The organism is Streptomyces sp. NPDC102514, assembly GCF_055584525.1.
The window spans coordinates 296,036-317,197 of sequence record NZ_JBVJLW010000013.1 but is presented as its reverse complement, the minus strand read 5'-3'; the positions used below and the strand labels follow the sequence as shown (position 1 = coordinate 317,197).

At 71.2% G+C, this 21,162-nt stretch carries 17 protein-coding genes; 12 read left to right on the top strand and 5 right to left on the bottom strand.

All coding sequences use genetic code 11. The annotated features are described in order from the left end of the window. Window positions 1-131: 131 nt before the first annotated feature. The gene (locus ACZ60E_RS30575) at window positions 132-1,427 is read right to left on the bottom strand and encodes a glycosyltransferase family 4 protein (protein ID WP_469444602.1); all 1,296 of its coding nucleotides are present in this window, start codon (window positions 1,425-1,427) and stop codon (window positions 132-134) included. A 237-nt stretch (window positions 1,428-1,664) separates the two neighbouring features. On the opposite strand from ACZ60E_RS30575, the gene ACZ60E_RS30570 reads away from it, so the two are divergent. Together ACZ60E_RS30570 and ACZ60E_RS30565 are read left to right on the top strand one after the other, a co-directional pair. Continuing rightward, window positions 1,665-2,399, top strand: a complete 735-nt coding sequence (locus ACZ60E_RS30570) for a response regulator transcription factor (protein ID WP_385838597.1) — start codon at window positions 1,665-1,667, stop codon at window positions 2,397-2,399. After that, window positions 2,400-3,851, top strand: coding sequence for a sensor histidine kinase (locus ACZ60E_RS30565; RefSeq protein ID WP_469444600.1), 1,452 nt, complete (start codon window positions 2,400-2,402; stop codon window positions 3,849-3,851). It abuts the gene before it with no gap. Window positions 3,852-3,941: 90 nt separating this feature from the next. Here ACZ60E_RS30565 and ppk2 read toward each other — a convergent pair whose 3' ends face one another. Beyond that, window positions 3,942-4,835 (bottom strand): polyphosphate kinase 2, encoded by an 894-nt coding sequence (ppk2, locus tag ACZ60E_RS30560; protein WP_384806183.1) that lies wholly within the window; start codon window positions 4,833-4,835, stop codon window positions 3,942-3,944. A gap of 309 nt (window positions 4,836-5,144) precedes the next feature. On the opposite strand from ppk2, the gene ACZ60E_RS30555 reads away from it, so the two are divergent. Continuing rightward, the gene (locus tag ACZ60E_RS30555; protein WP_384806181.1) at window positions 5,145-5,957 is read left to right on the top strand and encodes an ABC transporter ATP-binding protein; all 813 of its coding nucleotides are present in this window, start codon (window positions 5,145-5,147) and stop codon (window positions 5,955-5,957) included. Window positions 5,958-5,971: 14 nt separating this feature from the next. Next, window positions 5,972-7,285: an FtsX-like permease family protein gene (locus ACZ60E_RS30550; protein WP_469444659.1), complete on the top strand. Its 1,314-nt coding sequence runs from the start codon at window positions 5,972-5,974 to the stop codon at window positions 7,283-7,285. Window positions 7,286-7,406: 121 nt separating this feature from the next. On the opposite strand, the gene ACZ60E_RS30545 is transcribed toward ACZ60E_RS30550, so the two are convergent. Next, complete coding sequence (locus tag ACZ60E_RS30545; RefSeq protein ID WP_469444599.1) at window positions 7,407-9,083, bottom strand: methyltransferase; 1,677 nt, start codon at window positions 9,081-9,083, stop codon at window positions 7,407-7,409. A 95-nt stretch (window positions 9,084-9,178) separates the two neighbouring features. Further along, on the bottom strand, window positions 9,179-10,342 hold the full coding sequence (locus ACZ60E_RS30540) for a 4-hydroxybenzoate 3-monooxygenase (protein WP_469444657.1): 1,164 nt from the start codon (window positions 10,340-10,342) through the stop codon (window positions 9,179-9,181). A 576-nt stretch (window positions 10,343-10,918) separates the two neighbouring features. Here ACZ60E_RS30540 and ACZ60E_RS30535 point away from each other — a divergent pair. Beyond that, window positions 10,919-12,088: a DNA topoisomerase subunit B gene (locus ACZ60E_RS30535; protein ID WP_469444597.1), complete on the top strand. Its 1,170-nt coding sequence runs from the start codon at window positions 10,919-10,921 to the stop codon at window positions 12,086-12,088. A 19-nt stretch (window positions 12,089-12,107) separates the two neighbouring features. Here the strand turns inward: ACZ60E_RS30535 and ACZ60E_RS30530 are convergent, their stop codons facing one another. Next, a complete protein-coding gene (locus ACZ60E_RS30530) occupies window positions 12,108-12,770 on the bottom strand; it encodes a hypothetical protein (protein WP_384806177.1) in 663 nt (220 codons plus the stop codon). 139 nt (window positions 12,771-12,909) lie between these two features. On the opposite strand from ACZ60E_RS30530, the gene hemL reads away from it, so the two are divergent. The 7 genes from hemL (at window position 12,910) to ccsB (ending at window position 21,137) form a co-directional block, all read left to right on the top strand. Further along, window positions 12,910-14,229 carry a glutamate-1-semialdehyde 2,1-aminomutase gene (gene hemL, locus ACZ60E_RS30525; protein WP_384806175.1) on the top strand — a complete coding sequence of 440 codons (1,320 nt, stop codon included), beginning with the start codon at window positions 12,910-12,912 and terminating at the stop codon, window positions 14,227-14,229. Then, entirely contained in the window at window positions 14,226-14,900 is a 675-nt protein-coding gene (locus tag ACZ60E_RS30520) for a histidine phosphatase family protein (RefSeq protein WP_384806173.1), read from the top strand. Before hemL ends, ACZ60E_RS30520 begins: the two co-directional genes overlap by 4 nt. A gap of 480 nt (window positions 14,901-15,380) precedes the next feature. Next, complete coding sequence (locus ACZ60E_RS30515; protein WP_469444594.1) at window positions 15,381-16,631, top strand: polysaccharide deacetylase family protein; 1,251 nt, start codon at window positions 15,381-15,383, stop codon at window positions 16,629-16,631. A gap of 54 nt (window positions 16,632-16,685) precedes the next feature. Further along, entirely contained in the window at window positions 16,686-17,309 is a 624-nt protein-coding gene (locus tag ACZ60E_RS30510) for a TlpA family protein disulfide reductase (RefSeq protein ID WP_384806169.1), read from the top strand. Window positions 17,310-17,315: 6 nt separating this feature from the next. After that, window positions 17,316-18,083, top strand: a complete 768-nt coding sequence (locus tag ACZ60E_RS30505; RefSeq protein WP_469444592.1) for a cytochrome c biogenesis CcdA family protein — start codon at window positions 17,316-17,318, stop codon at window positions 18,081-18,083. A gap of 4 nt (window positions 18,084-18,087) precedes the next feature. Next, entirely contained in the window at window positions 18,088-20,004 is a 1,917-nt protein-coding gene (gene resB / locus ACZ60E_RS30500) for a cytochrome c biogenesis protein ResB (RefSeq protein ID WP_469444590.1), read from the top strand. After that, the gene (gene ccsB, locus ACZ60E_RS30495; RefSeq protein ID WP_384806165.1) at window positions 20,001-21,137 is read left to right on the top strand and encodes a c-type cytochrome biogenesis protein CcsB; all 1,137 of its coding nucleotides are present in this window, start codon (window positions 20,001-20,003) and stop codon (window positions 21,135-21,137) included. The genes resB and ccsB overlap by 4 nt, the downstream gene beginning before the upstream one ends. Window positions 21,138-21,162 lie beyond the last annotated feature (25 nt).

Genomic DNA, 21,162 nt, shown 5'->3' with positions numbered 1-21,162 from the left:
CACCGCCCCGCAGCCGAAACTCAAACTCCCGCCCCCATCCCCCTCAGGGGCGCGGGGAACTGCGCGACCGGCCCCCACCGCCCCGCAGGCGGAACTCAAACCCTCGCCCCCATCCCGCAGCGGGCCCAGGCTCAGGGCCCCGTCGTTCGGGGGTCGGGGACCCGGGGGCCCGGTAGGGGGCGGCGGAGTTTGCGGGAGTGGCGGCGGGTCCAGGACGCCGCTCGGGAGCGGGCGCGGGTCCATGCCCGGCGGCCCCGCGTCGAGGAAAGGGACGCGAACAGATCCTCGTAGCGATCCACGATCGGCTCCGCGTCGTACCGGCGCGAACTCGCCAGCGCCGCCTCGCCCATCGCGAGCCGCAGCGGCTCGTCCCTGATCAGGTCGAGCATCGCCTCGGCCAGCGCGCGCGAGTCGCCCATGGGCACGAGCCGCCCGTCGACCCCCTCGGTGATGATCTCCGCCGGCCCCAGCGGGCAGTCCGTGCTGATCACCGGTACCCCGCAGCGCATCGCCTCGACCAGTGTCATCCCGAACGACTCCGCGTCCGAGGCCGAGACGACCATCGCCGCCTTCGCGAACTCCGCCTCGATGGGCGTGCGCGGACCCATGAGGCGTACGTGCCCCGCGAGTCCGAGGCCGTCGACGAGGTCCTGGAGATGGTCGCGCTGCGCGCCGCCGCCGTAGATCCGCAGCCGCCAGTCAGGCTCCTTGGAGGCGACCGCGGAGAACGCCTCTATCAGCAGGTCGAAGCGTTTGCCGGCGACCAGCCGGCCCGCCGCGGCCACCACCTTCGTCGTTCCGTCGCGGGTGATGCCCTCGGGCGCCGGCACGATGTTCGGCACGGCCGCGATTCGCACGCCCGGCAGGGTCATCCGCTGCCGGTACACCTCCGCGTCCGCCTCGGTGGTCGTGACCACCGCGTCCAGCCGGCGGTAGTGGCGCGCGAGCACGGCCCGCAGCCGCTTGGTGTGCTGGTCGTGCCGCAGGTGTTCCTGGGCGATGCGCAGGGCCCGGCGCGGCGCGAAGAGGGAGACGTAGACGTTGATACCGGGGCGGGTGCCGATGATCACGTCGGCGTCGCTGTCGGTCAGGTACGCGGCGGCCCGCCGGTCGGTGAGGCGCGTGTACTGGTCGTGCCGTTTGTCGGAGTTCGGGAAGTCCGTCGCCGGGAGCGCGTACTCGGGGTCGGTGAGGTCGGCGCTGTCGTCCCGTTCGTCGACCAGCGGTACGACCGTGATCCGCGGGTCGATGGTGAAGCGCGGCTCGGTCCGGTGCCGCCGCATCGACACGATCTCCACGTCATGGCGGTCGGCGAGTGCCGCCGCGAGGTTGAGCGTCGTCCGCACGGTCCCCCCGATGGCGTACGTGTTGTGCAGCAGGAACACGATCTTCCTGCGGCCCGTACGGCTGCGTCCCCTACGGTTCATTCGCTTCGCGGCCTCCTCGCCTGCCGTACGCTCCGTGCGTTCCGTACGCTCCGTGCGTCCAGTGCGCTTCATCGGTGCGTGGCCCTCCCCGTCGCGGCGCTCGCCCCCGGCACAGGGGACACAGTGGCTGGGCGAGGTAAGCCACCGGTCCCGGCGGGGTGAGAGCCGGGTAAGAGGCCCGGCCGTAACCCCCCTTCATCAGGTAGTACGTACAGAAGTGCTTGGCAGACTGGTCCCGTGCCCCACAATCTGCTGCTCGCCGAGGACGACCGCGCGATCCGCCACGCCCTGGAACGGGCCCTGAGCCTGGAGGGATACGAGGTCACCGCCGTCGCCGACGGTGTCCAGGCGCTCGCGCAGGCCCACCGCACCCCTCCTGACGTGCTCGTTCTCGATGTGATGATGCCCGGCATCGACGGCCTCCAGGTCTGTCGCGTCCTGCGCGCCGAAGGCAACCGCACCCCCATCCTGATGCTCACCGCGCTCGTCGAGACCGCGGACCGCATCGCGGGCCTGGATGCCGGCGCCGACGACTACGTGGTCAAGCCCTTCGACGTCGAGGAGGTCTTCGCCCGGCTCCGGGCCCTGCTCCGGCGCACGGGCGCCCCCGACGACGTACCCAGCGAACAGCAGCGCGCGCCCGACGGCCAGATCGCCGCCGCGGGGCTGCGCCTCGATCCGCAGGCCCGGAGGGTCTGGCGGGGCCCGCGCGAGATCGAGCTGACGCGCACCGAGTTCGACCTGCTGGAACTGCTCGTCCGCAACGCGGGCATCGTCCTGGACCACACCACCATCTACGACCGCATCTGGGGATACGACTTCGGGCCAGGTTCCAAGAACCTCGCCGTGTACGTCGGCTATCTGCGGCGCAAGCTCGACGGGCCGGGCGCGGCCGGCGCGCCCGGTTCGGCCGCCGTGCCGTCGGTGATCCACACCGTGCGGGGCGTGGGGTACGTGCTGAGGGAGGACTGAGTGCGGCCCACGGGCGTGCGGACCGGCCGGCCGGGCCGGTTCGGGCGGTGGGTGGCGCGGGCCCGGCTGTCGTCGCTGCGGACCACCTTCACGGTGTCGTTCGCGGCCGTCGCGGCGGCCGTCACCGTCCTCGTCGGGTTCCTGTCGTACGACGCCGCCGCCCGGCTCGTGCGCGTGGACCAGCAGACCGTGTTCGAGGGCGTCGTACAGGATCTGCTCGACGAGGTGCGCCGCAATCCGCTGGGGCCCGCGGACTTCGCCACCGCCGGCGCGGGCGGCGGCCCGCGCGGCGAACTCGTCCGGCCCAGCGGCACGGTCGTCCAGGTCCTGAGGCCGGACGGATCCGTCGTCTACCGGGGCCGCACACCGCTGCCCGTGGACGCCGCCGACCGTCCGATCGCCGCCGCGCAGGCCGCCGGGCGGCTGGTGGAGCACCGGGACGTCGACGTCGGCGACGACGTCTACCGCGTCGCGACCGTCTCGCTCGGCGGCGGGCGGGGCGCGGTGCAGGTGGCGCAGGAGTTCAGCGGTACGGAGGATCTGCTGCGCGACCTGCAGCAGCGGACCGTGCTGCTGGTGGGCGCCGTGGTGATCGCCGCGGGGCTCTTCGGCTGGTGGCTGGCCCGGCGCATCACCTCGCGGCTGGTGCGGCTCGCCGGGGCCGCCGAGGACGTGGCGCGTACCGGGCGGCTCGGCATCCAGGTGCCGGTCGCCGGGTACGACGAGGTGGCCCGGCTCGGCCGGTCCTTCGACCGCATGCTGGGCCGTCTCGCCCAGTCCGAGGACGACCAGCGGCGCCTCGTCCAGGACGCGGGACACGAGCTGCGTACGCCCCTGACCTCGCTGCGCACGAACATCTCGATCCTGCGCCGGATCGACGAACTGCCGCCCGCCGCCCGCGAGGAACTGGTCGACGACCTCGCGCAGGAGTCACGTGAGCTGACCGACCTGGTCAACGAGCTGGTCGCGCTGGCGGCCGGCCAGTCCGACACCGAGCCGCCGCGGCGGGTGGCCCTCGGCGACCTCGCGGACGACGTGGCGGTGGCGGCGCGCCGGCGCACGGCGCGGGCGGTGACCGTACGGGTCTCGGGGGACACGGTGGTCGACGGGCGGCCCGCGGCGCTGCAGCGGGCGATGTCCAACCTGGTGGACAACGCGGCGAAGTTCGACCGGGGCGGGAGCGGGCCGATCGAGCTCGCCGTGACGCGCGTCGACCGTGACACCGTCCGGGTCGAGGTCCTGGACCGGGGGCCCGGTATCGCCCAGGAGGATCTCGACCGGGTCTTCGACCGCTTCTACCGCGCGCCGGACGCGCGGAGCCTGCCCGGCTCCGGGCTCGGCCTCTCGATCGTCCGCGAGGTCGCGGCGGCGCACGGCGGAGAACCGTTCGCCGGCCGCCGGGAGGGCGGCGGCTCGGTGACGGGCTTCACCGTCGCGGGCCGGGCGGGGTAGAGGGGGCCGACCTGTTTCATGGCCGTCGGTCGGCAGGGCGGTGGACGCTGAGAGCGGTGGCCGCTGTACCGCCGAGGGCGGTGGACGCTGTCACCAGCCCTCCAGCAGGTCGTCGTCCTCGCCCTCCTCCAGGAGCGTCGCCGCCTCGCCCACGACCCTCGGGTCCGGCTCCCCGACCACCTCGTGGTCCTTGTCCGTGTAGTCGAAGCGGGCCAGCACACTGCGCATGGCCTCGACGCGGGCCCGCTTCTTGTCGTTGCTCTTCACCACGGTCCACGGGGCCTGCTCGGTGTCCGTCTCGCGGAACATGGAGACCTTCGCGGCGGTGTAGTCGTCCCACAGGTCCAGCGAGGCGAGATCCATCGGGCTGAGCTTCCACTGCCGTACGGGATCGACCTGGCGGATCGTGAAACGTGTGCGCTGCTCGCCCTGCGACACCGAGAACCAGAACTTCACCAGGTCCACGCCGTCGTCGACGAGCATCCGCTCGAACCCGGGCGCCTGCCGCATGAACCGGCGGTACTCGTCGTCCGAGCAGAACCCCATGACCCGCTCGACACCCGCGCGGTTGTACCAGGAGCGGTCGAAGAGCACGATCTCCCCGGCGGTCGGCAGATGCTCCACATAGCGCTGGAAGTACCACTGCCCGCGCTCGCGCTCGGTCGGCTTCTCCAGGGCCACCACCCGGGCGCCGCGCGGGTTGAGGTGCTCGGTGAAGCGTTTGATCGTGCCGCCCTTGCCGGCCGCGTCCCGCCCCTCGAAGACGACGACGAGCCGGCGCCCCGTCTCCTTGATCCAGCCCTGCAGCTTCAGCAGCTCGATCTGCTGCAGCCGCTTGTGCAGGTCGTACTCCGCGCGCTCCATGCGCTGCGCGTACGGGTAGTTCTCGCGCCAGGTGTCCACCGAGGTGCCGTCGGGGCGGATCAGCACCGGGTCGTCGTGGTCGCTGTAGTCGACGCTCATGCCACTCAGCAGTTCGGTCATGTCTCTCCTCAGGAGGGCCGGTAAGGAGTGGGCATGTGTGCGATGGAAGCAAGCGGAGGCGTACGGACGGCGAAGTCCAGGTAAACGACCCGCGAGATTGCGGCAAGGGTGGTGGGGGAGCGGCGGTCGGTGCGAGGAGGCGGGCGCACCGCGGGGGTGTCGCTGGGTACACCCCCCGATACGGGTTCTGCGCCCAATGTGCCCGCGCCCCCTTGTCCGTAGCGTCTTTCGCGGGGCACAGGAAGTGTCCGGCAGCGGGGGCACCGGCGGTGCCCGACACGGGGCGCGGACCGTGCCCGACGGAGGCTGATGACGATGTTTCGCCGAACCGGCACCGACCGACGCACGCACAGTACGGGCGACCACGGCACGGGCGCCGCCGACATGGCCCTGCGGCTGGTCAAGGTCAGCAAGACGTACGGGAGCGACGACAGCGCCGTGACCGCGCTGGACGAGGTGACGCTCAGCCTGGCGAGCGGCACCTTCACCGCCGTGATGGGCCCCTCGGGCTCCGGCAAGTCCACGCTGCTGCAGTGCGCGGCGGGGCTCGACCGGCCCGACAGCGGCATCGTGATGGTCGACGGCGCGGAGATGACCGGCGGCACCGAGGCCGAGCTGACGAAGTTCCGCCGCAACCGGATCGGCTTCGTCTTCCAGCAGTACAACCTGCTCGACACGCTCACCGTCGCGCAGAACACGATCCTGCCGCTGAAGCTCGCCCGGCGCAGGGTGAACCGGGACCGGGTGCGGGAGACTCTGACCGCCGTCGGCCTCGGCGACCGCCTGGGCCACCGGCCCGACCAGCTCTCCGGCGGCCAGCGCCAGCGCGTCGCCATCGCCCGCGCCCTGGTGACCGAACCGAGCGTGATCTTCGCGGACGAGCCGACCGGCGCCCTGGACACCCGCAGCGCGCGGGACGTCCTGCGGCTCCTCCAGGACGCGGTACGCCGCCACGGCCGTACGGTCGTCATGGTGACCCACGACCCGGTCGCGGCCTCGTACGCCGACTCGGTGCTGTTCCTCGCGGACGGCCGGCTCGCGGGCGAGATGCGCCGGCCGACCGTGGACGCGGTGGCCGAGCGCCTCGCGCACCTCGGCGACGACGTGATGGCGGGGGCGTGAGCGCGATGTTCACCATGTTCACCCTTGCCATGCGCTCCGTACGGCAGCGCCCCGGGCGCTTCGCCGCCACCCTGCTGTCCGCCTTCCTGGGCGCGGCGATCATCATGACCTTCAACTCGATGCACGACACGGCCGGGGCGTCGGGCGTCGACCCCGTCAGCGCGGACACCCTGTCCAGCGCGGCGGGTGTCGTCGGCGGCTACGGCACCCTCCTGGTGTTCTTCGCCGTCGCCTCCACCCTCACGGTGAACGTGCGCCAGCGCTCCGCCGAGATCGACCTGCTGCGCTGCTCGGGGGCCACGCCCGCGCAGCTCAAGCGGATGGTCGTCGGGGAGGCGGTGGCCGTCGCCCTGGTGGGCGCGCTGCTCGCCATCGGTCCCGCGATGCTCGGCGGACGGGTCCTGCTGGACGTCTTCAAGGACACCGGGCAGGTCGCCGAGTCCGTCGACTACACCTTCGGACCCATCGCCCAGTACTCGGGCCCCGGCATCACGGTGCTCGCGGCGGCGGGGGCGGCGTTCCTCGCGGTGCGCCGGGCGACCGGCGGCCGGCGCCGGTCCCGGGGCAGGGGGCGCGCGTTCCTCGTCGGCGGGTCCCTGATCCTCGGCGGCCTGTCGATCGGCAGCACCTTCGCCCTGTCGTCGACGGACGCCGCGCTGATGGCACCGCCCGCGTACGGCGCGATCCTGCTCTCGGTCGGCCTCGCGCTCCTGTCGCCGGGGCTGCTGCGGGCGCTGCTCCGCCGGCTGCCGCTGACGGGACCGAGCGGCTATCCCGCCGTACACGGCCTGCGGGCGCGCGCGGCGCAACTGTCCGGTGTCATGGTGCCGTTGATCGTCTTCATCGGCATGGCCACCGCGACCCTCTACATGCAGGCTGCCGAGAACGACGCGATCGACGCGGCGGGTGTACCCAAGTCGGTCGACGCGAAGAACCTCGAAACGCTCAACCTGACGGTCGTCGGCATCATCGTGGTCTTCTCCTGCATCATGCTGGTCAACTCCCTGTACGCGGCCACCACCTACCGGCGCAAGGAGTTCGGGCAGCAGCGGCTCGCGGGGGCGACTCCGGGGCAGGTCCTCGGCATGGTGGGCATCGAGTCCCTGGTCCTCACGGTGATGGGCGTCGTCCTCGGTACGGGGGGCGCGCTCGCCGGGATCGTCGCGTTCACCACGGTCCGCACGGACTCGGTCCTGCCGGACCAGGGGCTGGGGATCTGGTTCGGGGTCATGGCGGTGGCCGTGGCGGTGACGATGGGGACGAGCCTGGTCACGGCGTGGCGGGTGCTGCGGGTGCCGGCGATCGACGCGGTGGCGCTGGCCGCTTAGGGTGCGTTTCAAGAGTGCGGGTTCGTGGGGGCCGGTCGCGCCGTTCCCCGCGCCCCTTGAAGGATTGCGCCGTTCCCCGCGCCCCTGAATGGGCGCGGGGAACGGCGCAATCCTTTTGGTGTCAGGTGCGGCGGGCGTGCAGGACCGTGCCGTCCAGGAGCAGCGGGGTGCGGTCCAGGAGCGTGAGGCCCGCCTCGGTGAACAGCCGGGCGTAGTGGTCGGCCCGGCGCTCACGGCCGCCGACGTTGCACATCATGTGCAGATCCCACGCCGTGGCCAGCGAGGCCGAACCGTCGGCGGGCAGGACGCGTTCGACGACGAGCAGATCCGCGGCGGAGGACATCGCGCGGGCACAGTGGCGCAGGATCTCCCGGCTGCGGTCGTCGTCCCAGTCGTGCAGCACCCGGGACAGGACGTAGACGTCACAGCCCGCGGGCACGTCCGCGAAGTCGCCGGGCAGGAAGGTGCACCGCTCCGCGTGCCCGGCCCGGCCGAGGACGCGGCGGGCGGTCTCGACGGTCTGCGGGCGCTCCAGCAGGAGGCCGTGCAGCCGGGGGTGCGCGGACAGGATCCGGCCGAGCAGTTCCCCGTTGCCCCCGGCGATGTCGACCACGGTGGCGCCCACGGGCGCCGAGGCGAGGACCGGGTGCGCGGGCAGCGGGTCGAACATCCGGGCACCGGCGGCCATCGACAGGTCGAAGAGTTCGGCGAGTTCGGGGTCGCGGGCGAAGTGGTCGAAGTGGTTCTCGCCGAAGCGCTGCTCGAAGGCGACCTGTCCGGTGCGCACGGTGTGCCCGAGCCCGGCGAAGGACTCGTAGAACGGTCCCCCGTACATCAGCGCCAGCGGCCGCATCGACCCTTCGGCGTCCGCGCGCAGCAGCGCCCCGGTGTCCGTGAGGCGGAACCCGTCGCGGTCCTCGCTCACCACGCCGAGCATGGTGAGGTAGCGCAGCAGGGTGGCCAGGTTCGGCGCGAGGGCACCGACGTCCCGCGCCAGTTCGGCCAGGCCGACGGCGCGCTCCCGGTCCATCGCGTCGGCCACCTCCAGGCGGGCGAACGCGGTGAGCGCCTGGGTCGTCCACGCCCCGGTCAGCAGCCGCAGCAGGGTCTCGGCGTGCTGCTGCCCCCGGTGTACGTCGTCGAGGTGGGCGGCGAGGACGTCACGGTGGTCGCCGGGCACGTACAGCTCCACGCGCCGGTAGCCGGACTTGGCCTCGGCGGGCGCGGCGAAGTAGAACACCGTGCCGTCCTCGTGCGGGTTGTAGCCGCCGCCGTCGGGGGTGGCGCCGTACTGCCCGAAGGCCGCGCACAGGCCGCGCAGCACCAACGGGTCCGGTGCCTCGACCTCGAAGGCGACATGCGCCTCGCGCTGCCCCTCCCGCTCGTGCGCGGCGACCGTTTCGAGGTCCGAGCCCGGCGGCACGGTCAGCGCGAACACCTCGACCGTGCGCCGCGTCCCGTCCCGGCCGCGCACCGCGGGGCGCAGGATGCCGACGTCCAGCTCCGCCGCGGAACGCCGGTGGCGTACGGCCAGCCGCTCGCGTACGACGACGCTGGGCCGTGGCGGCGCGTCCGCGGCGAGCCCGCAGTCGGCGAGCGCGGCGTACAGCGCGGCCTCGTCGGGCGGGAAGACGAGCAGAGCCGCGTGCGAGAAGGCGCAGCGCTCCGCCAGGGCGCGCAGCTCCGGGCCGTCGAGCCCGGGGAGCAGCAGCGGGAGGAGGGTGGCGGTGTCCTGTTCCTTGACGAATTCGACCGTCTCGCGCAGACGGGACATGTCGCCCGACAATGCCGTGATCACTACGGGTGGATCCTCATTCCGGGGTTCGGCTGACTGCGTACGGATGACTGCGTGGGAAGGGCTGCGCAGGGACGGCTGCGTACGGGCGGGACGGGCTAGATGCCGACGTAGTGCTCGGCGAACCAGTCCTGCTGACTGCGGGACGTGCGCAGCGAGGTGAGGCGGGCGCGGCGCAGGGAGTTGTGGAACAGCGACTCGCCGTCCGCGCCGGACGGGCCGTGCAGCAGCCCGATCATCCAGTGCGAGAACTCCTGCGCACGCCAGATGTGGGTCAGACAGCGCGCGGAGTAGGCGTCGAGGCCCGCGGGGTCGCCGCGCGTGAGGGCGTCGGCCAGGGCGTCGGCCAGGGCCGCGGCTTCGAGGACCGCGAGGTTGGCGCCCTTCGCGGCGGACGGGCTGATCAGCCCGGCGGCGTCACCGGCGAGGAACAGGGCGCCGTGACGCAGCGGTTCGAGCACGTCGGACTCCAGGTCGACGACGGCCCGCTGTACGACGCGCCCGCGGCGCAGCGGGCCGTACTCCCGTGCCCGCATCCGCAGTTCCAGCTCGTCCCAGATCCGCTCCTCGGACCAGGACGCGGCCGGGGTGCCGCGCTCGCACTGCAGGTAGTAACGGGTGATGTCGCTGGTGCGGGCCATGTGTCCGGCGAAGCCGCGCTCGTGGACGGCGTAGCCGACGGCGTCCAGGCTGGGCGGCGCCTCGGCGAGCAGACCGAGCCAGGTCACGCCGTGGTCGCGGTGGTGGCGGACCGTGCCGGCCGGCAGGGAACGGCGGGCCGCGCCGTGCCGGCCGTCGCAGCCGGCCACGTACCGGGCCCGCCACCGCAGGGGCCGTCCGTCGGCCTCGCGCGCGACCACCTCGGGCCGCTCGCTGTCGGCGTCGTGCACGGCCACGGCCTCGGTGCCGAACCGGATCTGTCCGCCGCGCTCCAGGAACCGGCTCAACAGGTCCGATACCAGGTCCTGTTGGGGATAGACGGTGTGCCGTTCCCGCTGCCCGAGCCCGCCGTAGTCCAGCCGGAACCGGCCGTCCCCGGTACGGAACTCGCAGACGCCGTGCGGTTGTCCGCGTCGATGCAGCCCGTCGGCGAGACCGTGCCGGTCCAGGGTCCGTACGGTGCCGGGCGCGAGGAATCCGGCACGTGCGCGGGTCCGTACGTGCGCGGGCTCGGCCCGTTCCAGGACCACGCAGTCGATGCCCCGGTCCACAAGGATGTTGCCGAGCACGAGCCCGGCCGGCCCGGCCCCGAGGACGGCCACGTCGGTGGTGTGGCCGGCTGGTTCTGGTCGGCGCTTCCCGTCTGTCACGAAACCAGATAGTAAACACCCCAAAACCGGTCAGTGAACCTGATTCACCCGAATGCGCCGTTCGAACGACAAAGCGGGCGGGGGGTGTTGTTTTTGGAGTGGGGGTGGGGGTGGCTTCGGTGCGCTCAGGGGTGCGGGCCCGGTGGGGGCTGGCCGCGCCCACGCGGCGAAGCCGCATATCGACACAGCCCCGCGCCCCTGAAGGCAAAAGACTGCGCCGTTCCCCGCGCCCCTGAAAGCAGGGGCGGCGCCCCCTGAAAGCGAACGGATTGCGCCGTTCCCCGCGCCCCTTGGGGGCTGCGCCCGTGGGTCGGATTGGGGGGCTCGGGGGTGGCCTGGGTGGGGGGCTGTGCGGCTTCGGTGGGGGGTTGGGGGCGCTTCGGGGGTGGTGGGCGGCCGTGGGGTCGACTTGCTTTCGGCAGGGCCTCACCGGCCCGTCCGCGGCCTCGATGAAACCGCTCTGACCTGGTGTTTTGCCGGGATTGGCCTAGGCTGAAGAGGTCTGCCGGACGTCGAGGGAGGGGCTCCATGACTGGAGACGGCACGGGGTACGACGCTGCCCGGATCGAGGTGCTGGACGGGCGGGAAGCCATTCGTAAGAGGCCCGGGATGTACGTCGGTTCGATCGGCGAACGCGGCCTGCACCACCTGGTGTTCGACGTCGTCGGCCGGGCGGTGGATCAGTTCCTGGCCGGCCGGTGCGGCTCCGTCGATGTGACGCTCACGGCCGACGGCGGCGTGCGGGTGGCCGACGACGGGCCGCAGGACCCCTTCGAGGTCGACGAGGACACCGGAGGTCCGGGCCTCGAAGCGCTGCTGACCGGCTTCCTCACCGACTACTGGCCCAGCGGTCGGCGCAGCGTGACGGTGAGCCACTTCAATGTCGGGCTCTTCGTCGTCAACGCGCTGTCGAGCCGGCTGACGGCGGAGGTGCGGTGCGAGGGCGTCCACCGGCTGCGGGAGTACGCGTGCGGCGCCGAGGTCGGCCCGACCGTCGCCGCCGTGGAGCCGACGGCGGGACGCGGGACGACCATCGCGTTCTGGCCCGACACCGGGATCTTCGAGACGATGCAGTGTTCGTTCGCCGTGCTGGCGGAGCGGTTCCGGCAGTTGGCCTTCCTCAACCGCGGCCTGCGCATCTCGCTGACCGACGAACGCCCGGCGGGCGGGACCCGGGCGGTCTCGTTCCGATACCCGGACGGAGTACGGGACTTCGTGGCCGCCCTCGACGCGGAGACCGGAATGTCCTTGGGCTGGGACGTCATCGGATTCGAGCGGGAGGACCCACGGATGGCGGGGACGATGGAGGTGGCCCTCCTGTGGAGCGGCTCGGGCGAGGAGCGCACGCTCGGCTTCGCCAACAGCGGCGCCACTGCCGAGGGCGGCGCGCACCTGGACGGCTTCCGTGACGGAGTGACGGTCGCGGTCACCGCGTACGCGCGTGGGCGGGGGCTGCCGGCGGCGACGGACGCCGGTCCCTGCGCGCACCGGATCGGCGCGGGACTCAAGGCGGTCGTGTCGGTGAAGCTCGACCGCCCCGAGTTCCTCGGATCCACCCGTGGGCTGCTGGGCAACCCCGACGTACGGATGTGCGTCGGGGAGGCCGTCCGGGAGTACCTGACCAACTGGTTCGAGGAGCGGCCGGAGCAGGCCACGGAGATCGTCGGTCACCTCGTCCGGGACGCCCGCGGGCTCTGACTGCCGGTGGACGCCCCGGTCAGGGCCAGACCAGGCAGTACGGCTGGTGGCCTGCCTCGTGGAGGCGGTGGCTGAAGTCCTGCCATTCGTGGAGGAGTTGGTAGACGTTGTACGCGTCGCGGGGGCCGCCGCGGTCCGGGACCGTCGACCAGATGAAGGCTGCCGCGCCCACGGCCTCCTCGCCTATGCCGCGGAGCGGGTCGACGACCGTCATGGGGAGCCTGACGACGGCGTAGTCCGGGTGGAGGACGACCAGTTCGAGCGGGGGCACCTTGTGCAGGGGTATGCCCTCGATGCCGGTCAGCACCATCGCGGCCATCGTCTCCGGCTTGATCTTCGTGAACATGCCGTTCATACCGAGCTCGTCGCCGCCGAGCTCCTCCGGGCGCATGGAGATGGGGACCCGGGCGGCGGTCGCGCCGTCCGGAGCCCCGAAGTATTTGTAGGTCACCCCCACCCGGCCACCATTCCCGCTGCTTCCTGGCCTGAGCTGGTCTGCCCCGCGGTCCGTGTAGTCCATACCGTCCATACGCGCGGACGGGTCGATCCGCTCAGGTTCGCTCTGCGAGCCTTGAGTCTGCCGTGCCTCGGCCGCTTCCGCCTCGCGCCGGTGCTTCCCCCGCCGGGCACGCCGAGGACCGAGGTCATCGGTCCCCTCGCCCAGTCCGCCACCGCGATGCATATCTCCACCCGACTGCTTTTCCAGGGCGCGCGACCCCCGCCACGCAACCCGATCATCGTGACAGTGACCTCCCCCACGGCCGCACGCCGAAACGTGCGTTGAAACACCTGTCCGCAGGATCTTCGCAGCCTCTGACACCATGGTCCGTGTGAGCTATCCGTACGAAGCCCCAGTTTCGCAGACTCTTTTCGACCGTGCGGCGGCCGTGACGCCCGGCGGCGTGAACTCTCCCGTCCGCGCGTTCCGCGCCGTGGGCGGTACGCCCCGGTTCATGGTGTCCGGTAACGGTCCATACCTGACCGATGCCGACGGGAGGGAGTATGTCGACCTCGTTTGTTCCTGGGGGCCGATGATCCTCGGCCACTCCCACCCCGAGGTGATCGCGGCCGTCCAGGCCGCCGTCTCCCGCGGCACCTCCTTCGGTACGCCGGGCGAGGGCGAGGTCGCGCTCGCCGAGGAGATCGTCGCCCGCGTCGAGCCCGTCGAGCAGGTCCGGCTGGTGTCCAGCGGCACCGAGGCGACCATGTCCGCCATCCGTCTCGCGCGCGGGTTCACCGGACGCGCCAAGGTCGTGAAGTTCGCCGGCTGCTACCACGGGCACGTCGACGCCCTGCTGGCCGCGGCGGGCAGTGGCCTGGCCACGTTCGCGCTCCCCGACACCCCGGGCGTCACCGGCGCCCAGGCCGGCGACACCATCGTCCTGCCGTACAACGACCTCGACGCCGTACGGGAGGCCTTCCGCGCGCACCCCGGCGAGATCGCCTGTGTGATCACCGAGGCCTCGCCCGGCAACATGGGTGTCGTGCCGCCGCTGCCCGGCTTCAACCAGGGACTCAAGGACGCCTGCGCGGCGGACGGCGCCCTGTACATCTCCGACGAGGTCATGACCGGCTTCCGTACGAGCCGGGCCGGCTGGTACGGGGTCGACGGCGTCGCGCCCGACCTCATGACCTTCGGCAAGGTCATGGGCGGCGGCTTCCCCGCCGCGGCCTTCGGCGGGCGGGCGGACGTGATGGGGCACCTCGCGCCCGTCGGCCCCGTCTACCAGGCCGGCACGCTGTCCGGGAACCCGGTCGCGACGGCCGCGGGCCTCGCGCAGCTGCGGTTGCTCGACGACGCCGCGTACACCCGGCTCGACGCGGTCTCCGGGCAGATCCGTACGCTCGTCACGGACGCCCTCACCAAGGAAGGTGTGGTGCACACACTGCAGAACGCGTCCAACATGTTCTCCGTCTTCTTCACGGGGGAGGACGTACGTCATTACGAGGACGCGAAGACGCAGGAGTCGTACCGCTTCAACGCCTTCTTCCACTCGATGCTGGCGCAGGGCGTCTACCTGCCGCCGTCCTCGTTCGAGTCCTGGTTCGTGTCGACGGCGCACGACGACCGGGCGGTACAGCGGATCGCCGACGCCCTTCCGGCGGCGGCACGGGCAGCAGCGGAGGCCACGGCAGTATGAGTGACATCACCGTCGTACACGTGATGCGGCACGGCGAGGTCGAGAACCCGGACGGGCTGCTCTACGGGCGGCTGCCCGGGTATCACCTGTCCGAGCTGGGACAGCGGATGGCCGAGCGGGTCGCCGAGCACCTCGCTCCGCGGGACATCACGCATGTCGTCTCCTCCCCGCTGGAGCGGGCCCGGGAGACGGCCACGCCGGTCGCCGAGACGCACGGTCTCGATCTCGCGACCGACGCGCGGCTGATCGAGGCGGAGAACGTCTTCCAGGGGAAGACCTTCGGGGTCGGGGACGGGGCGCTGCGCAATCCCGAGAACTGGAAGCACCTGGTCAACCCGTTCAAGCCGTCCTGGGGCGAACCGTATCTGGAGCAGGTCGTCCGGATGATGGGGGCGCTGGACGCTGCGCGGGACGCGGCTCGCGGGCATGAGGCGGTGTGTGTCAGCCACCAGCTGCCGATCTGGATCGTGCGGTCCTTCGTGGAGCGGCGGCGGTTGTGGCACGACCCGCGCAAGCGGCAGTGCACGTTGGCGTCTTTGACCACGTTCACGTATCAGGGCGACAAGATCGTGTCCGTGGGCTACACGGAGCCTGCGCGTGATCTTGTGCCCGCGCATCTGTTGGCCGGGGCGAAGCCGGCGAAGGGCAAGTCGAAGGCGTTCGGAGCGTAGCTTTTCGCGCCTCTGAAGGCCCGGGCTGCGCCCGGCGTGCTTGTTCTCACAGTGCGGGACCGGTGGGGGCCGGCCGCGCAGTTCCCCGCGCCCCTGAAAGGCGGGCCTGCGCCCCAGCCCCCACCGACCCGCAGCCGAATCTCAGGGGCGCGATGAACCACACGCCCAGCCCCCACCGACCCACCCTCAAGGGGCGCGGGGAACTGCGCGCTCAGCCCCCACGGGCCCGCAGCCGAATATCCGCCCCCGCCACCTCCCCCCAGGGGCGCGGGGAACGGCGCGGTCAACCCCCACCGGCCCGCAGGTGAACAACGCGTCCCGTCGCGGAGCGAGCCGCCCGGTTCCCCCGTCGTCGTCACAACTTCGCCATCGGACAGTCACCGAAATATCTAAGTGTGCGGGGGAACCCCCCTCTTCGTCGTGCCCTCTCACTACGTGTCCAGATTGCTTGGGCGCCGAGCACGACGAATGGGGACGGAAATGCGCGACATCAGCCGAAGGGGAATGCTGGGCCTCGGAGCCGGGGCCACAGCCGCGGCGGCCATGGGGATCGCGGGCTGCGGCACCGCTCTCGGCGGCGGCTCCCACCACGTCGGCGGTTCCGGAAAGCCTGGTGACAGCGGCAGCGCCCGCCCCGCCCGCCCCCTCGGCGACGGCTCCACCTCCTTCACCGGCAAGCAGCCCAAGCAGCCCGAGAAGCCCGTGCCCCTCCAACCCGGTGAAACCCCGCCGCAGTTCGTCGTCTTTTCCTGGGACGGCGCGGGAGATGTCGGCAACGGTCTCTTCGAGCGCTTTTTGAAGCTCTCCGAAGAGCACGACGCGCGAATGACGTTCTTTCTCTCCGGGCTCTATCTCCTGCCCGAGTCGAAAAAGCGCAAGTACCTTCCGCCGAACAACGCGCCGGGCGCTTCCGACATCGGTTATCTGACGGACGACCACATCAAGTCGACGCTGAAGAACGTCCGGCGGGCCTGGCTCGACGGCCATGAGATCGGCACCCACTTCAACGGCCACTTCTGCGGCGGCTCCGGCACGGTGGAGAACTGGACGCCGGCGCAGTGGCGCAGCGAGATCGACCAGGCGAAGGCGTTCGTCAAGGAGTGGCGTACGAACACGGGCTGGAGCGAGAAGGACGTGCCCTCGCTGCCCTTCGACTACGAGAAGGAACTCGTCGGCGGCCGCACCCCCTGCCTGAAGGGCCAGGACAACCTGCTGCCCACCGCCCGCGAGCTGGGCTGGCGCTACGACGCCTCCTCGCCCGGTGGCACCCAGGTCTGGCCCGGCAAGAAGGAGGGCGTCTGGGACCTGCCGCTCCAGGCGATGCCCTTCCCCGGGCACACCTTCGAGGTCCTCTCCATGGACTACAACATCCTCGCGAACCAGTCCGTGAACTCGACCCAGGCCCCGCCCGCCAACTACCCGGCCTGGCGCAAGCAGGCGACCGAATCGTACATAGCGGGCTTCACGCGTACATACGAGACGAATCGCGCACCCTTCTTCATAGGCAACCACTTCGAGGAATGGAACGGCGGCATCTACATGGACGCCGTCGAGAACACGCTGAAGCACATCGCGGGCAAGAAGGACGTACGCCTGGTGTCGTTCCGCCAGTTCGTGGACTGGCTCGACGCGCAGGACGCGGCCGTCCTGGAGAAGCTGCGGACCCTGGGCGTGGGGGAGGAACCGACCGGTGGCTGGAAGGCCTTCCTCGGTCAGGACCAGGCCGCCTGAACCCCGCGAGGGGGGTGCGCAAGATCCTCGGAACGGACATGCGAAACTTTTCACATGAGTGCCGCCAGCCGTGCCGTCCAGCGCACCGACCGGACCCGTAGCCGCGCCGCCGTAGCCACCGGAGCGGCCGTCGCCGCGGCGCTGCTCCTGTCCGCGTGCGGATCCGGAGGCAAGTCCGGCGGGTCGGGTGACACCGGTTTCGTCACCGGCTCCGACGGCATCGCCACGGTCGGCAAGGGCAGCCGCGCACAGGCCCCCGAGCTGTCCGGCAAGACCATCGACGGCAAGCAGCTCGACGTCGCCGACTACAAGGGCAAGATCGTCGTCCTGAACGTCTGGGGCTCCTGGTGCGGCCCCTGCCGCCTGGAGGCCAAGAACTTCGTCAAGGTCTCCGAGGATCTCAAGGACCAGGGCGTGCAGTTCGTCGGCATCAACACCCGGGACACCAGCACCACCCCGGCCCTCGCCTTCGAGAAGGCGCACGGCGTCGAGTACCCGAGTCTGTACGACCCGACGGGCAAGCTGATGCTCCGCTTCAAGAAGGGCACGCTCAACCCGCAGACGATCCCCTCCACGCTCGTCCTCGACCGGGACGGCAAGGTCGCCTCCCGGTCGCTGTCCGCGCTCAGCGAGGACAACCTGCGCAAGATGCTCAAGCCGATCCTCGCGGAGAAGTGACCGCTCGTGTCTCTTCTCGTGGCCGCGGGTACCGACCTCAACCGGACCGTCCTCGACGGGGCGCTGGTGCTCGCCATTCCGATCGCCCTGCTCGGCGGACTCGTCTCCTTCTTCTCCCCGTGCGTACTGCCGCTCGTACCCGGCTACCTCTCGTACGTCACCGGCGTCAGCGGCACCGACCTGGCCGACGCGCGACGCGGCCGGATGGTCGCCGGGGCCTCGCTGTTCGTCCTCGGCTTCACCCTCGTGTTCGTCTCCGGCGGGGCGCTCTTCGGCTACTTCGGCTCGACCCTGCAGGAGCACAAGGACACGATGTCCCAGGTGCTCGGCGTCCTCATGGTCCTCATGGGTGTGTTCTTCCTGGGGATGATGCCCTGGCTGACCCAACGCGAGTTCCGCTTCCACAAGCGGCCGGTCGCCGGTCTGGTCGGGGCACCGCTGCTCGGCGCGCTCTTCGGGATCGGCTGGACACCCTGCATCGGACCGACGCTCGCCTCCGTGCTGGCGCTCTCCTCCGACCAGGCGAGCGCCGGTCGCGGGGCCATACTGACGGTCGCGTACTGCGTCGGTCTGGGCGTGCCCTTCGTCGTCGCCGCCGTCGCCTTCCGCAAGGCGCTCGGCGCCTTCGGCTGGGTCAAGCGCCACTACGTGTGGGTCATGCGGATCGGCGGCGGAATGATGATCGCGACCGGTCTGCTCCTGCTGACCGGCGCCTGGGACGGCATCGTGCAGCAGATGCAGGTCTGGTCCAACGGCTTCACGGTAGGGATCTGAACGCATGAGCGCGACACGGGACACCGACGCGAGGACTGACGCGACGAGCGACGGCCGGACCGACGAGAACGGTACGAGCGGTACGGCTGACACCGCGACGCGCGACGCGGGCGATCTCGGTGCCGCCGGGGCCCAGTTGTCCACCGCGCCCAGGGAGACGGTCATGCCCGGCTCCTTCGGCGGCGCGCGCACGCCGGGCGCCCTGGGGTGGCTCGCCTGGACCGGCCGCGAGGTCATCGGCTGGGCCCGCTGGATCTGGCGGCAGCTGACCTCGATGCGGGTCGCGCTGATCCTGCTCTTCCTGTTGTCGCTCGGCGCGATCCCCGGCTCGCTGATCCCGCAGTCCGGGACCGACGAGACGAAGGTCGCCGACTTCCTGGCCCGGCACACCACGATCGGGCCGGTCTACGAGAAGCTCGGGCTGTTCCACGTCTACAGCTCCGCCTGGTTCTCGGCGATCTACATCCTGCTCTTCATCTCGCTCATCGGCTGCATCGTGCCCCGCACCTGGCAGTTCGTCGGCCAGCTGCGCGGCCGGCCGCCGCGCGCCCCGCGCCTGCTGACCCGGCTGCCCGCGTACACGACCTGGCGGACCGCGGCCACGCCCGAGGAGGTCAGGGACGAGGCGCTGAAGCTCCTGAAGAAGCGGCGCTTCCGCGCGCACCTCGAGGGGAACGCGGTCGCCGCCGAGAAGGGCTACCTCCGCGAGGTCGGCAACCTCGCCTTCCACATCGCGCTCATCGTGATGCTGGTCGCCTTCGCCTGGGGCCAGCTCTTCAAGTCCGAGGGCAACAAACTGATCGTCGAGGGCGACGGTTTCGCCAACACCCTCACGCAGTACGACGACTTCAAGTCCGGCAGCCTCTTCGACACGAACGACCTGGAGCCCTTCAGCTTCGTACTGGAGGACTTCGAGGGCACGTACGAGGAGACGGGACCCAACAAGGGCACGCCGCGCACGTACCAGGCGAAGGTCGACTACAGCGTCGGCGCGGACGGCAAGGAGCAGAAGAAGACCGTCAAGGTCAACGAGCCGCTCGACATCGACGACTCGAAGGTCTACCTCACCGCCCACGGCTACGCGCCCGTCGTCACCGTCCGGGACGGCAAGGGCGAGATCGTCTACCAGCAGGCCGTACCGCTGCTGCCGCTCGACTCGAACGTCACCTCGACCGGCGCGATCAAGGTCATGGACGGCTACAAGGACGCCAAGGGCAAGCAGGAGCAGCTCGGCTTCCAGGCGTTCTTCCTCCCGGCGTACGGGGGCGACGGCACCGCGGTGGTCTCGCAGTTCCCGGCGCTGCTGAACCCGGTGCTCAACCTCGCGGCGTACCACGGCGACCTCGGCGTCGACGCGGGCCTGCCGCAGAGCGTGTACCAGCTCGAAAAGAAGAACATGAAGGAGTTCAAGGACTCCAAGGGCAAGCAGCTGCGGGAGAACCTGAAGCCGGGCGAGACCATGCAGCTCCCGAACGGCGCCGGCTCGATCACCTTCGAGAAGGGGGTCAAGGAGTGGGCGAACTTCCAGGTCACCCGGCAGCCCGGGGCCGGCTGGGCCCTCGCCGGTGCCTTCGGCGCCATCTTCGGCCTCGCCGCCTCCCTCTTCATCCAGCGCCGCCGGGTGTGGGTGCGGGCTGTGACCGGCCCCGACGGGGTCACGGTCGTCGAGATGGCGGGCCTCGGCCGCAGCGAGTCCGCCAAGGTCCCCGAGGAACTGGGCGCCCTGGCGGGCCATCTGTACGACCTGGCGCCGGGCACACCCGACACCCCGGACCCCGACCCGGACCCCGGCCCCGAGACCAACCCCGAGACCGGCCCGGACACCGCAGCCTCCGCTCCCGCCTCCGCCTCCGCCTCCGAGAACGAGACCCCCACCCCCGAACCTCCCGCCGTACCTGCCGAAGGGGCTGAGACTAAGTGACTCTCGCCGCCGCAACCGACCTCGCCGCAACCGACTTCGCCGCCGCGACCGACCTGGCCGCCGCGACCAACGAGCACCTCGCGAACGTCAGCAACACGCTGATCTACTCCGCGATGGCCGTCTACACGCTGGCCTTCTTCGCGTACATCGCCGAATGGCTGCTCGGCAGCCGCAGCAAGGTCGGCCGGACGGCCGCCGCGCTGACCGCCGACCGGACCGGCAAGAAGGCGGCCGCCCCGGCGGTCACCGTGCAGAACGCGGGCGGCACCGCCGTACTGGAGCGGCCCCAGGTCGTCACGCGGGCCGCGGCCGGTGCGCGGGACGTGCCGGACGGGCCCGGCGCGCACGGCGGTGACGAGCAGGGCGACCTGTACGGCCGGATCGCCATCTCCCTCACCGTGCTCGCCTTCCTCATCGCGTTCGGCGGTGTGCTCGCCCGCGCCCTGTCGGTGCAGCGGGCGCCGTGGGGCAACATGTACGAGTTCAACATCACCTTCTCCACCGTCGCCGTCGGCGTGTATCTCGCGCTGCTCGCGATGAAGAAGAACGTCCGCTGGATGGGCCTCTTCCTGGTGACCACGGTCCTCCTGGACCTCGGTCTCGCCGTCACCGTCCTGTACACGGCGAGCGACCAGCTGGTGCCCGCGCTCCACTCGTACTGGCTGTACATCCACGTCTCCACGGCGATCTTCTGCGGCGCGGTCTTCTACGTGGGCGCGGTCGGCACGATCCTGTACCTCTTCAAGGACTCGTACGAGAACAAGCTCGCGACCGGCGGCAGGCCCGGCCGGTTCGCGACCTCGGTGCTGGAGCGGCTGCCCGCCTCGGCGTCGCTCGACAAGTTCTCGTACCGCGTGAACGCCGCCGTCTTCCCGCTGTGGACGTTCACGATCATCGCCGGCGCGATCTGGGCGGGCGACGCGTGGGGCCGCTACTGGGGCTGGGACCCCAAGGAGACCTGGTCGTTCATCACCTGGGTCGCCTACGCCTGCTATCTGCACGCCCGTGCCACCGCCGGCTGGAAGGGCCGCAAGGCCGCGTACATCGCGCTCGCCGCCTTCGCCTGCTGGCTGTTCAACTACTACGGAGTGAACATCTTCGTCACCGGCAAGCACTCCTACGCCGGGGTCTAAGGTCTGACGACAGGTCCTAGGTCCT

What these genes read in the sequence shown, in the direction of transcription:
- ACZ60E_RS30555 (WP_384806181.1), top strand. Translation starts at nt 5,145, where the DNA reads ATGACGATGTTTCGCCGAACCGGCACCGACCGACGCACGCACAGTACG.
- ACZ60E_RS30535 (WP_469444597.1), top strand. Translation starts at nt 10,919, where the DNA reads ATGACTGGAGACGGCACGGGGTACGACGCTGCCCGGATCGAGGTGCTG.
- ACZ60E_RS30520 (WP_384806173.1), top strand. Translation starts at nt 14,226, where the DNA reads ATGAGTGACATCACCGTCGTACACGTGATGCGGCACGGCGAGGTCGAG.
- ACZ60E_RS30575 (WP_469444602.1), bottom strand. Translation starts at nt 1,427, where the DNA reads ATGAACCGTAGGGGACGCAGCCGTACGGGCCGCAGGAAGATCGTGTTC.
- ACZ60E_RS30530 (WP_384806177.1), bottom strand. Translation starts at nt 12,770, where the DNA reads ATGCATCGCGGTGGCGGACTGGGCGAGGGGACCGATGACCTCGGTCCT.
- hemL (WP_384806175.1), top strand. Translation starts at nt 12,910, where the DNA reads ATGGTCCGTGTGAGCTATCCGTACGAAGCCCCAGTTTCGCAGACTCTT.
- ppk2 (WP_384806183.1), bottom strand. Translation starts at nt 4,835, where the DNA reads ATGACCGAACTGCTGAGTGGCATGAGCGTCGACTACAGCGACCACGAC.
- ACZ60E_RS30550 (WP_469444659.1), top strand. Translation starts at nt 5,972, where the DNA reads ATGTTCACCCTTGCCATGCGCTCCGTACGGCAGCGCCCCGGGCGCTTC.
- ACZ60E_RS30515 (WP_469444594.1), top strand. Translation starts at nt 15,381, where the DNA reads ATGCGCGACATCAGCCGAAGGGGAATGCTGGGCCTCGGAGCCGGGGCC.
- ACZ60E_RS30510 (WP_384806169.1), top strand. Translation starts at nt 16,686, where the DNA reads ATGAGTGCCGCCAGCCGTGCCGTCCAGCGCACCGACCGGACCCGTAGC.
- resB (WP_469444590.1), top strand. Translation starts at nt 18,088, where the DNA reads ATGAGCGCGACACGGGACACCGACGCGAGGACTGACGCGACGAGCGAC.